This is a genomic window from Larkinella terrae (genome assembly GCF_009668025.1).
Taxonomy (GTDB): Bacteria; Bacteroidota; Bacteroidia; order Cytophagales; family Spirosomataceae; genus Larkinella; species Larkinella terrae.
Map to the genome: position 1 here is coordinate 625039 of NZ_WJXZ01000009.1, position 12901 is coordinate 637939.

Consider the following 12901-nt stretch of genomic DNA (forward strand, 5'->3'; position numbering starts at 1 on the left):
AATTGCTTGAAAACCAGAAACCGAATGGTAATTAAAGTACCAATAGGTTTACTCTTATTTCTGAACTGCCTTTTGACTCCAGCCAGGCTACCTGTTTGCCAGGTTTGGGAGCGGTTTCAATAAGCTTATGAATGCAGATTAAACCGGTCCGTATTTGAAACCACCGAACTGGAACATTTCTGGTTCCACCTGCACTCCACGGTCTGATTGAGCAAAAGGTGGTGAATAATCTTCCTTTTCAAATCGGGGAACCAGTGCAGGTGGGTGCGAATATCATCGTCAAGTATCCATTTCTCCGCCTTTGTCTCGTCCTGAAATCCGTTGCCCCCTAAGTTGCTACTTTATCAATCCTACTTTGCCTTCTTCAAATGAAAGGAACTTGTAAGAAGTTGGAACAAAATGCCTATCCTGGTTATAAATCCTATGGAAATGGACAGGTTATTCAAAACATTTAGACAAAAACTATAAAAACTAGCATTTTTTATCCAACTTATCAGTATAAATAATTAAAATGATTTCTGACTGGTGGATCGCCATTTTGGAATTTACCAGTCGCATTCTGTGAGCAACAAAAATTAAATCTAACCAGCAAACAGCTTTCCTATTCACCCTTACAATTCCATCAAATTCTTCCCGATTTATGAAACAAAACTATCCATTTCAAACGAAAGGGCATCGCGACTGGCTCCCGGCCCGACGTCGCTTTGCTGAACAAGAAGGATCTCTAACCCGAGCAGCCCATTTTAAGGGATTGGTTCCCAAATCGCTTCTTGTAATCCTGATTTTGTTCATGTCCGGTCAACTGCTGTTTGCGCAGGGCCGCAGGGTATCAGGAACGGTCCTGGATAATGGTGATGCCCCCCTGCCCGGAGCAAATGTTCAGTTAAAAGGAACCAGCACCGGCACGGTTACCGATGCCGATGGAAAGTTCAGCATCCAGGCACAGGAAGGTGCGGTTTTGGTGGTTAGTTATATTGGCTATATCACGCAGGAGGTGCCTGTCGGTACGCAAACAACACTAACTATTACCCTGAAGTCTGCCGAGTCATCGCTTTCCGAGGTGGTCGTTGTCGGCTACGGAACCAGGACGAAAGCCAATTTGACCGGTTCGGTCACGACGGTTTCGGGCAAAGAACTGACTGAGCGGCCTGTACCCAATGTGCAGAATCTTTTGCAGGGCCGGGTGACCGGTTTGGATGTCATCCAGTCTACGGGGGAACCGGGACGTGATGATGCTGCGTACCAATTGAGGGGATTTGGTTCTTTCGGAGCATCCAATGGCCCCCTGATCCTTGTGGATGGAATTATCGGTACGATCAAGAATCTTTCTCCGCAGGATATCGAAAGTGTTACCGTTTTGAAAGATGCGGCTTCGTCGTCTATTTATGGGGCTCGTGCGGGCAACGGGGTCATTTTGATCACCACCAAAAAGGGCAAGGCCGGCTCGTCAGAAATCGAATATTCGGGAAGCTATGGAATTAGCGAAGCTACCCGAACGCCGGAACTCATTACGAACTCGGTGCAATACATGGAAATGTACAACGCAGCGCGGGCACGAAGCGGACAAACCCCGCTTTACACGCAGGCGCAAATTGATCTGTACAGAAACAATTCCAACAACCCTCAATATCCTAACTTTAACTGGCTGGATTATGTCCTGGGGAAAGGTCCGATTGTCAATCACCACCTGGGCTTCAGCGGGGGTAATGAGAAAACGCTTTATAATGTTTCGTTCAATTACCTGGATCAGAACAGCATCACGAAAGGGTATTTATACAAACGTTACAATGGTCTGATCGATTTTTCCAGCCAGATCCATAAAAGGGTACGGATCGGTACAAATTTGAATCTATCGTTTCAGGATGCGAAGGCACCCTGGCTGGTCAATGACGATTTGCTGCTGCTGGCCTACGCTTCGGCCCCCACATTCATGCCTTTCCTGCCGGATGGCAGCGGAAGAGCAACCAACCGCGATTTCATCGGGAACGGAGCAGGCAACCGGAGTGTGGAGGAAGTATACGCCACCGGAGGTCAGTTTACGAAAACCTACAACATCAATGCCCAGGCTTTTGCAGAAATTGATATCCTGAAAGGGTTGAAATGGATTAGCAAAGCCGGATTGACTTTTTTGAACAGTCAATATAAAAACCGGCAATTTTCCTCTCCATCCTATGCGTATCAACCCGACGCGTCAGGTGCTTATGTTCAGGTTGCCAACGGGAATCCCACGTTTTCAGGACTTCGCCAGGAGGAAGGCCGCAGCATCACGAAAACTTTTTTCAGTACGCTGAACTACACCCGGCAATTTGGACAGGATCACAATCTGGGGCTTCTGGCAGGGTTTGAACAACAGAACAACTTAACGGAGAACATCATCGGTCAGCGGTACGACTTTCCAAACACAACCATCATGGTGCTGGATGGTAGTGGCGCCAACAATCAGGTGACGGGTGGTACGGCATCGGAATGGGCCTTGCGATCAACTTTTGGTCGCGCTACCTACGACTACAAAGGCAAATATTTCGTGGAAGGCAATATTCGCCGGGACGGAAGTTCGCGGTTTGGCCCGGACTATCGGTTTGGTACATTTGGCGGAGGTTCGGCCGGCTGGAGACTCTCCGAAGAAGGATTCATCAGAAACACATTATCCTGGGTGAATAACCTGAAACTCAGAGCTTCGTACGGTGTTTTGGGCAATCAGGAACTGGGAAATTCCCTGGTAAACGGGACCAGCATCAATGGAACCTATCCGTACCAGGATGTACTCAGTCTGACGGCTTACCCGTACTCAACGCTGGCTTCCGGCGCTCAGCTGACCCGTTTGGTGACCAAAGATCTGAGGTGGGAAAAAACTTCCATGCTGGATTTCGGTCTGGATATCGATCTTTTCAGAGGGCTTTTCGGCGCAACCATCGACTGGTATCGGCGTAATACCTCCGATATTCTTTCCACGCGGGCGGATTTGCCAAGCAGTGTTGGTTTGACGCCACCGATTGTCAATGCCGGAGCCATGCAAAACCAGGGCATTGAACTGGAACTACGGCACCGGAAGAGTATTGGCGATTTCAATTATGGGGTTAGCGTGCTGTTTCACAAATACAACAACAAGGTTACCAAGCTGTTAGCTCCAACGCTGGGTACGATCGAGGTGGGTCAGCCTTATAATAACTTCTTTGTCTACGACTGGATTGGGGTATTCCAAAGTCAGGCCGAAATCGATAACTCCCCCAAACAACCCTCCTCGGGTACGTTAAAGCCCGGTGATCTGAAAATCCGGGATGTAGATGGCAACGGTACGGTGGGACCGGAAGACCGGATTCGAATCAGCCGGTTTCCCAAATACAACTATTCGTTCAACCTGAATGCAGGTTGGAAAGGATTTAGCCTGACTGCTTTTTTCCAGGGTGTTCAGGGGGTGAATACCCAGACAACCGGCTGGGGTTACGAACCCTTTCAACAAGGCTCAGCCCCCCCGATTCGATTCCTGAACGCCTGGTCTCCAACCAACCCAAGCAACACCGTTCCAGCGACCTATTTGACGGGTTATGCGGGCGTAGCCGGGTATTCTTCAACCTACTTCATTCAGGATGCTTCGTACCTGCGCCTAAAGAACCTCTACCTGTCTTACGCGCTTAACGACAAGATTTTGAAGAAGATCAGATTGAAAGGATTGACGGTTTACCTTTCCGGGGATAACCTGTTGACCTGGACGAAGTATGAAGGGAACGATCCCGAGCGGGCCGGTTCCGGCCGGTTTGCCCAGTTCCCGCAATTGCGGATTTACACGGCTGGCTTAAGCTTTAAGTTCTAAGAATTGGGGACCTGATTCACGCTGATTTTAACTGGAAAACAAATGAACTTCAGACATAAATTTATTTCTTCTGCCTTGCTGGCGACTTTGGTGCTGGGTGGTACCAGTTCCTGCAATGAGAGCTATCTGGACAAAAATCCGCTAAACGCCATCTCCGGCGCTACGTTCTGGAAAACCCAGGCTGACGTCGACATGGCGCTGGTGGGGGTTTACCGCAGGCTGCAGACCGCCGTTTTCGGGCACCGCCGGACCATTCTGGATGGGTATTCAGACAATTCCTACGACCGGCACAACCAAATAGGATTTCAGAACCCCAGTATTGGTATAATTAATGCATCCAATGTGCCAACCGCCTTATACAATGAGCCTTATGCGGGAATAGCCTCGGCAAATTATTTTCTGGAGAACGTGGGGGCCCTTGCAGCGGTTTCTCAGGCAGCCAAGGATGTTTACATCGCCGAAGCCCGGTTTCTCCGGGCCCTCTTCTATTTCGAGCTGGTGCAATATTTTGGCGATGTGATTCTTTATAAAACCGCTCCCAAGACGGCCGAAGAAGCCAAAATAGCGAAAAGTCCGAAAGCTGACGTAATCGCTTTTATTGTTGAAGATCTGGACAACGCGATCGCGAAACTGCCCGCAACGGCGTACGCCGGGCATGCCGTTCGGGCAAGTGCTCAACTGTTGAAAGCAAGGGTACGACTTTACCAGCAAAACTGGGCTGATGCCGTGGCGCTGACCAGTGCCATAATGGCCACCAATACGTTTTCAATCTTTCAGGGCGGTTATTCGAATCTCTTTTTACAACCCACCCAGCAGGGAAATCCGGAAATCATTTTCAGCACCAAATACCTTGCCCCTAACAACCCGCAGGGAAATGAAGGCATGCTGGTGGAAATCGGCTGGTACGGGGGTAATCAGCCCTATAAAAATCTGGTGGATGACTATGAAACCGTCACGGGTAAAGCCATTACCGATCCCGCTTCGGGCTATGACCCGGCGAATCCGTACGCGAAAAGGGATCCAAGGCTGAAAATGACGATTCAGGTGCCCGGTGATCCTTATATCAATCCGGATGGTTCAACGTTTGTAACGACCGACCCGATTCTGACGGGATTTGCACAGCGGAAATACATGGACCTCTCCAAGCTGCCATTCGACCGGTCCAAAATTCCAGTTACCGACATGAACATTGTCCACATGCGGTATGCAGAAGTTTTGTTGGCTTATGCAGAAGCCAAAAACGAACTGTCCGGGCCTGATGCGTCAATCTATGAAGCACTTGACAAGATTCGCACCCGAACGGGTGTCGCCATGCCCAAGGTTGACCAAACGCAGTATGGCACGAAAGAAACGCTGCGGGAGTTTATTCGTCACGAACGGCGGATTGAACTGGCGATGGAAGGACACCGCTATTTTGACCTGAAGCGTTGGGGTGTTGCCGCAGCAAAATTTGCAGCAGTTAAAAACCCGGCCGGCGTTTCACTGGTTTTTGGAGAAAAAAACAATGTACTTCCTTATCCTCAAGGTGAAATAGACAAGAACAGTGCATTGATCCAGAATCCAGGCTATTGATAGAAATTGCGTAAAACAAATGATGTGTCTTCGTTGCAAAGCGAAGACACATCTGGTTTACTTGAATTCACCTTATAAGCTGTTTGAGTCAGCTATTTTTTAAACGAGAAAACCGTGAACTGGACCTCCAAAGCGACCATTTTCTACCTGACCGCATCGAAATCCCGGCAAAAACGGTATTATCTGGCGGGATTTGCCGACACAGTTTCCGCTTTGCAAACTGTGTACTGGTCCTTTCACAAGTGGGCTAATGACTAAACCCGGTTGTTGGTTGACAATGGGATGAAAATCTCCATTACTAAAGTGGAAGTCCCAGGCGGTAAACGGAAACCGCAAGGGAGCGGCCGCATCGAGCAAGGCTGATACGGATTCCGTGGCAAGGTTTTATCGTTAAATAATCCGCTCAGTATAAAACGAATTTTGGACAGAGCCGGGATTACTTAGTTTATAACATGCTACAGAAATTAAAATTATTTAAGAAAATTAATGATTCAGAAAACCACCAGATACATGCGTTTTATTGACTCTCAACTTAGGACACAATTAACCAGCATTAGTTAGCTTAAATAATTGATTGACAAAATATAAGAAAATAACACGTTCATTCAATAGTATTTTCGGGGGAGTTTTTACCTAATCTTTTCCGAATGTTTAGAAACATTTTCAAATTAATATCTTCTTCTTTTTCATCTGGGGCAGGTACAACGTTAGGATTGGCATCATAGGAATCATACCATTGATCGATCACTTCTTTTTCGTCCTTTGTGCATTCATTTTCCAGGTATTTAGTAAGTAGTTCATATGTGATATGAGGTGGAATAGACTGATTATCATCAAAATCTACCCTATTCTTTTTAGCTGTCATAGGTTTATTAAAACCATCGATTTGGAAGGGAACGACACTAATTACTGTATAGATGTATTTACGGAGTTAATTCCATAAAAAAAGACATGATTGATATAAAAATAATAATCTTGAGTAGGCGCTGGTTACTACCGGGACCAGAATCCCGCTCCTATTTCTTAGTATTGTTCGAAATTAAATCAATAATTACCATATAAACTATAAAAATAGTTTATATGGTAATATATTTTTATTTATGAGCTAATTGTACCAGAGATAGGATGACTATTTAGCCACCAAAGCCGACAACATCTCATTTACCAGCTTTTAATCGCTCTCCATTGGCAAACTGGGTCTTATGGGACTGATGATATATAACCTACAACCGGTGACCAGGGAAGGGAAAATTCATAAGGTGTTGAGGGCTACGGCTGAGCAACTTGGTACGACCCTAAAACCGATCTCATTTTTCTTAGCAGGAAGTTGCTGCCAGAAATCCGTCCCGCACGATTCCCAGATCAGACCCAATCGCCAGACAGGAATAACCCGATTCTTTTAGCAAGGGTAAGTCGTCGGGGTTACTAATTAAAATACCGGCCTGTTTCTGATGCTTTCGGGCGGCTAAACTAATTCGTTGAAAGACGGTTTCGTAAGATAAAAAGAGGAATTCGGTCGCGTCGACAAATCCAGTTTGAGGTCCACCATTCCTACAAAAAGTTTATCCATTTAAACCTCAAAAATGTAATTTTGATACATGAATGTCAGGTAGTAATTAGGTATGCCAAAGACCCGTTCGTTACCGGAAAACCTCAGCCAAAATAGCCAACTGCCCATTCGGATTGTTTCTCCGAATTTTGGCCATTTATCCCAACAGGCCATTGACAACTACGGATTTACCCACCGGTTACCTTATTATTTCTTTCTATTTATTCTGGATGGCTCTACCCGATATGGCGTTGATGGCGAAACATTCGTGGTTGGCAAGCAGGAGTTGCTTTTTTCCTTGCCCCACCAGATTCAGGAGTTGGATTTAGCCTTGCACGGGAACAATTATTATAAATTGGGCTTTGATGAAGAATGCCTTTCCCGATTACCCAGACAATATCCTTTTCTGCTAAATCCGCTCAATCAGCAAAAAATAGGCTTTTCTCCGGCTGCATCAGCCAGGCTTCAGGCAATCTTTGAACTCCTTCAAGGTTTATTAACCACTTCGAATACGGATCCGGAACTCATTCTGGCCCATCTGAATAGTCTCCTGACTGAAATTAACGCGGCCTATTTTGCCGGTGAAAGAATGCCAGCCGACGAAAGACTTACAAAATTCATTGGCTTCAAAGTATTTGTCGAAAACAACCTGACCGATCACCCGGCCATTAAGGACATTGCGGAGGAGCTTGCCCTGAGTACGGATAGCCTGTACCAGATTGTTAAACACTATTCGGGACTCTCACCAAAAGAGTTTGTGATAAACCGCTTAATGCTGGAAGCCAGACGCCGAATTCACTATGGAGAGCGGTCTTCGGTCAAAGAACTGGCTTTTGAGCTGGGTTTCAATGACCCTGACTACTTTTCCCGCCTGTTTAAAAAAGTAACGGGTAAAACCGTCGCCGGTTTTTTTCGGGATTTGTCCTGAATTCGTCGGTTTTCATCCGGCCCTGTTTACCTGGCTCCACCGAACTTTGCTCATCACTTAACGAGTAAAGTCATGAGCAGAAAAATGGAAAAAATTCTGGTAACTGGAGTAACCGGGCTTGTGGGAGCCCGTCTTTTACCGCGTCTTGTGGAAGCGGGTTTTGATTGTCGTGCGCTGGTGCGCGGGGGAAAAGAGGTTCCCGCTAATGCGGAGACCGTAGCGGGCGACCTGTTTGATGCGGCTTCACTCACCCAGGCTGTCAGTGATGTGTCTGCGATTATTCACCTGGCCGCCGTGTTTCGCAGTAAGGACAATGAATTGATCTGGAAAAGCAATCTGGAAGGCACCCGCAACCTTATTGCTGCGGCATCAGCCCATGCCCCACACACGCGTTTCATCCTGGCCAGCACTACCCACGTCTACAATACAAACAATCCGCATCCCGGCCGCGAGGATGACCCGGTTGAACCGCAACATGCTTATCCGGCCAGTAAGGTTGCGGCAGAGAAGGAACTCCGTGCGAGTGGACTCAATTGGTCGATTTTACGTTTTCCCTTCGTATACGGTGACGGGGACGGACATCTGGAGGATCTTCCAAAGCATGTTAAAGCGGCAAAGTGGCACCCTGCCATGAAAATCAGTACGATCCATCACCGCGACATCGCCACCGCAATGAACCTGGCGTTGACCGGTGCACTGGACGGACGTATCGTCAATATTTCCGATGAAGCACCGACTTCGGTTTACGAATTAGCCCAACTGGTCGGCGAGCCGCTGGAATCATCCTGTGAGCCGCTTGTAAATCCCTGGTATCTCCACAGTGATCGTTCGCTGGCTCGCAGTCTCGGCTTCCAGCCAACAGTCAGGACGATCTACCAGGCCATGCAGGAGCAAATTCTGTAATGCAGCATTGGAGGAGAGTTTTGAGAGCAAGTATATCGTTACAATAAACTACTGATTTTAAGGTGCTTACTTCTCAAAACTCTCCTATTAAAATCGAAGAAATGTCTTATTCAGGAAGAAAAAAATATTTGAACCATGATTGCGGTTTTAATAAAGCATACTTCCTTCCTTCATCGCTTTGATAATGGCTTGCAGTTGTTCACCTGCAATCGCATCAGCCTTTACTCATTTTCTCCGTCAGATGCTTCCAATAACGTTTCGGCATGTGTTGAAGTTGGAGACGCAAATTTTTACGGGCCGCAATCGTTACACTCTTGAAGTAGCTACGCCACAGATCCTGGTAAAACTCTTCCCGCTCATCACTAATTTCTGCAATCAGGTTAGACGTTGCCCGACCCTGGTGAAAATCAATCGCTACCGTCGTCACGTTTTCTAAATTATAATAAATGCCATACCTGCGTCGGGCGTCATAGATCAACCATCGCTGATCAGCAAATCGGCTTTCAAAGTGATTGGAAATCAGGGATAACACATCGCAATCGGGTTCGATGATGGCATAATACAAGTGATCCCTGGTGAGCTTGAAACGAACAAAGGCCTCCATGCGATGCACTTCCCGGTCTACGCGCTTGGCGGTTTTTCGGATTTCCCAAACCGCCGGATGACTGTAATCTTCCTCCACATTGTGGGAGTTGTTAAATACATGCCGGACAAAATGCCACATGGTTTCTTCGGGTTTTTCGAAATCCGCCAGGAAGGTTTTGTAAAGCCGTTTCAAGCCATCGGCAGACAGACGCTTTTGCAAGCCCAGCCAGACCCGCTCCCCTTTCGTTTCATCCGTAATGACCCGGTGCGTGGACCCGAACATCAAACCGGATGAGGCACCCGGTTTATTAAAAACCACATCCTCCAGTTTGTAGGCGTAAATGTCAAAGACAGCCGTTAGCCATCCTTCATACGTTCCGTCATACTGCAGGGTTGTCATTCGATCAAAATAAACTTAACTGGGTCGAAAAAGCAGACGTGTACTTGCTTTTTTGCGCCGTGAGAATCAATTGCTTGAGTTGATTGGAGGTAAAATCGGGTTGCCGGGAAAAAGGACGGCTGAACGCCAGAAAGTAACGAGCCCGGTTATAGGCGATGCCCATAGTTTTGAGATGCTCGGGTTGCAGCCTTCGAAAACGACGGGCTGCCACGATTTTCCGGGCACTTTGAACCCCAATACCCGGAATGCGTATAATCATTTCCAGGTCGGCCGAGTTGATGTCCACCGGAAACTGATCCAGGTTCCGCAAAGCCCAGCTCAGCTTTGGGTCTACATCCAGTTCCAGGTTGGGCTGATCAATTCCCACGAGTTCATTGAACTCAAAGCCATAGAAACGAAGCAGCCAGTCCGCCTGGTATAAGCGGTTTTCCCGGATGATCGGTACGGGGGTGCCCAGGGAGGGCAGGCGATTGTCGTCACTAATGGGAACATAGCCCGAATAGTAAACCCGCTTCAGGTTCATTTGACTATAGAAATGATGAGACATCCCCAGAATGTCCAGATCGCTTTCGGGTGTGGCTCCGATCACCATTTGGGTACTTTGGCCAGCGGGGGCAAAGAGCGGTGCTTTACGGTTTCGACTTTTTTCTTCTTTGTAACCGGCAATCTCGGTTTTCAAATACGTCATTGGGCGTAGTACATCCTGGTGTTTTTTTTCGGGCGCCAGCAGTTTCAGACTTTTTTCCGTAGGCATTTCCACATTGACGCTCAGTCGGTCCGCATACAAACCCGCTTCTTTCATCAACTCTTCACTAGCGCCCGGAATCGCTTTCAAATGGATGTAACCGTTAAAGTTTTGCTCGGTGCGCAACTTCCGGGCAATTTTGACCAGCCGTTCCATGGTGTAGTCGGGACTGTCGAAGATCCCCGAACTCAGAAACAGCCCTTCAATGTAGTTCCGGCGGTAGAAGTTAATGGTCAGATCCACGACTTCCTCAATGGTGAAAGCGGCCCGTTTCACGTCGTTGCTCTTTCGACTTACACAGTAGGCACAATCGAAAATACAGTGATTGGTCAGTAGGATTTTAAGCAGCGAAACGCACCGCCCATCCTCGGTGAACGCATGGCAAATGCCATAACCTTTGGAATCGCCCAAGCCTTTGTCTTTATTGGCCCGTTTACTCTGGCCAGAGGCACAGGATACATCGTATTTTGCGGCATCGGACAGGATTTCCAATTTCTCCAGCACTCGCTCATTCACCATTTCATCCCTTCAATGATTGTCGATAAAAATACAATTTTTTGAAGTACCAAGCACGACTTACCCGACACATTTTCCCGCAAAAATCCCGATTAAATCAGATTTTGAAGAAGTGAAAGGAGTAAAAGTTATCGGGTTGCATTTTTTGGTTTGTTCAGCATTTTATTGACATTGGGGTATTTGACTACTGACAGGGTTACCCGCCGGTTTTTTTGCCGGTTTTCCGGATTATCACTACCATCCGGATTCGTATTCGGAACCAATAGCTCCTGCTCTCCCCGACCAACCGACATGATCAGGCCTTTTGTTTTAATGTTTTTCTTTAGCCAGTCAGCCACCGCAATCGCACGGCGTTGACTGAGCTTAAAATTATATTGATCATTGCCTTTTGAGTCTGTGTGTCCCCACACATGAAGCTGATCCACTCCATGCGTGGCGAAGTGCTGTTTAACACTTTCCAGAAGGGTTAACCCTTCTGGACGCAGAGTTGCCTTGTCAAAATCGAACAGGATGTCAGTTGGCAAAAGTATATCGTATTGATTTTCAGAACCTATAATTTTTAGTTTACCGTTGCTTGATGAACTGGCGGGGTTCTGCTTTGGTGGAACAACCTGGGCTCGATCGGTTGACATCATTAACGGAATTTTATCCACGGAAGCAGTTGCCTCCAGAGAAATCGATTTTTCCGTCGTTGTGATTGTTGATACTATGGAGTTGTTTAAGGATTTATTCTGAGCCCTGTTGGTATGGAAATAGTTCAGGGAAGAAAGTAGCACTTTCAAAGCTGAAAAGATGAGCACTATTTTCATGGGAATTTGGCGGATAGGAATTTCTCGAATACGTATTGTATAAACTCTCGCAAAGGCGACTTTGTTGGCGGCATTAACTTCCTGTCTTTCTGGCTCTAAACAATTGCGTTCAAAGTATCACTCAGGGTTCGTGCGAGGCCATCTTTACTGTTAACGGGTCAATGAAAGGTTGCCCTGAACTCCAACGGCGATTGGTTGGTCTTGCTTTTGAAAAGCTTACTGAAAGACTGCGGGTATTCAAATCCCAATTGGTATGCTATTTCGCTGACTGACAAGTCAGTGGTAACCAGGATTTCTTTCGCGTGCTCGATCAACTTTTCGTGAATATACTGCAGGGCCGTTTGACCCGTCAGTTGCTTCAGACAATCGCTTAGGTAGCTGGGCGACAGGTTCATCCGGGAGGCCAGGTCATTGACTGTGGGCAGGCCGTGCTCGGCTGCGTTTCGCAATGACTCCTGGATCACATGGTCAACCCTGCTCAACAACTCGCTGTGTCTGGGCTCACGGGTAATAAATTGCCGGTTATAATATCGATTGCAGTAGGTAAGTAACAAATCCACATTCGACAAGACCACGTCCTGACTATACCGGTCAATGGGCAGATGATACTCTTTTTCAATTTGTTGAAAGATCGTATCAATCGATTGTTCCTCCTCTTCTGACAGGATCAGGGCTTCATTCACGGCGTAATCAAAAAAGGCGTAGTCCTTTATTTTTTTCCCGAATGGAAATGTCCTGAAAAAATCAGCGTGGATATTCAATAACCACCCGGATCTGGCCAATACCTCGCCCGGATCCAGAATACTGACCTGCCTGGGGGCAAAAAAAGACATGACCCCTTCGTCAAAATCATAGGGGGTTTGTCCATACTGGATTTTGCCGGGACAGTCTTTTTTCAGGACGATCTGGTAAAAGTCAAAAATTAACCGCACCCGCCTGTCGTTGTTTACTCTTGGCAAGTCCTCAAATCGCAGAATGCTAAACAACGGATGCTTCGGCTTGGCAATACCCAGGGCTTTATGGCTTTGGGCGATGGAATCTATTTTGAGGGTTGGTAGGATCTCTTTCTGCATGGCACCTGGG

General features: G+C 47.1%; 10 protein-coding genes. 5 read left to right on the forward strand and 5 right to left on the reverse strand.

From position 1 onward, the window contains the following. The first annotated feature begins 790 nt into the window (after positions 1–790). From GJJ30_RS17155 to GJJ30_RS17165, 3 genes are all read left to right on the forward strand, one after another. Positions 791–3811, forward strand: a complete 3021-nt coding sequence (locus tag GJJ30_RS17155) for a SusC/RagA family TonB-linked outer membrane protein (RefSeq protein ID WP_229313181.1) — start codon at positions 791–793, stop codon at positions 3809–3811. A gap of 42 nt (positions 3812–3853) precedes the next feature. Beyond that, positions 3854–5383 (forward strand): RagB/SusD family nutrient uptake outer membrane protein, encoded by a 1530-nt coding sequence (locus GJJ30_RS17160; protein ID WP_154176383.1) that lies wholly within the window; start codon positions 3854–3856, stop codon positions 5381–5383. 114 nt (positions 5384–5497) lie between these two features. Beyond that, positions 5498–5641: a hypothetical protein gene (locus GJJ30_RS17165; RefSeq protein WP_154176384.1), complete on the forward strand. Its 144-nt coding sequence runs from the start codon at positions 5498–5500 to the stop codon at positions 5639–5641. Positions 5642–5984: 343 nt separating this feature from the next. On the opposite strand, the gene GJJ30_RS17170 is transcribed toward GJJ30_RS17165, so the two are convergent. Then, on the reverse strand, positions 5985–6248 hold the full coding sequence (locus tag GJJ30_RS17170; RefSeq protein ID WP_154176385.1) for a hypothetical protein: 264 nt from the start codon (positions 6246–6248) through the stop codon (positions 5985–5987). A 757-nt stretch (positions 6249–7005) separates the two neighbouring features. Here GJJ30_RS17170 and GJJ30_RS17175 point away from each other — a divergent pair. Beyond that, positions 7006–7860, forward strand: a complete 855-nt coding sequence (locus tag GJJ30_RS17175; RefSeq protein ID WP_154176386.1) for an AraC family transcriptional regulator — start codon at positions 7006–7008, stop codon at positions 7858–7860. Positions 7861–7932: 72 nt separating this feature from the next. Further along, on the forward strand, positions 7933–8763 hold the full coding sequence (locus GJJ30_RS17180; protein ID WP_154176387.1) for an NAD-dependent epimerase/dehydratase family protein: 831 nt from the start codon (positions 7933–7935) through the stop codon (positions 8761–8763). A gap of 214 nt (positions 8764–8977) precedes the next feature. On the opposite strand, the gene GJJ30_RS17185 is transcribed toward GJJ30_RS17180, so the two are convergent. From GJJ30_RS17185 to GJJ30_RS17200, 4 genes are all read right to left on the reverse strand, one after another. After that, positions 8978–9748: a TIGR03915 family putative DNA repair protein gene (locus GJJ30_RS17185; protein ID WP_154176388.1), complete on the reverse strand. Its 771-nt coding sequence runs from the start codon at positions 9746–9748 to the stop codon at positions 8978–8980. Positions 9749–9752: 4 nt separating this feature from the next. After that, positions 9753–11009, reverse strand: coding sequence for a putative DNA modification/repair radical SAM protein (locus GJJ30_RS17190; RefSeq protein WP_310588325.1), 1257 nt, complete (start codon positions 11007–11009; stop codon positions 9753–9755). A 128-nt stretch (positions 11010–11137) separates the two neighbouring features. Then, a complete protein-coding gene (locus GJJ30_RS17195; protein WP_154176390.1) occupies positions 11138–11818 on the reverse strand; it encodes an OmpA family protein in 681 nt (226 codons plus the stop codon). Between the two features lie 158 nt (positions 11819–11976). Further along, positions 11977–12891 (reverse strand): helix-turn-helix domain-containing protein, encoded by a 915-nt coding sequence (locus GJJ30_RS17200; RefSeq protein WP_154176391.1) that lies wholly within the window; start codon positions 12889–12891, stop codon positions 11977–11979. Positions 12892–12901 lie beyond the last annotated feature (10 nt).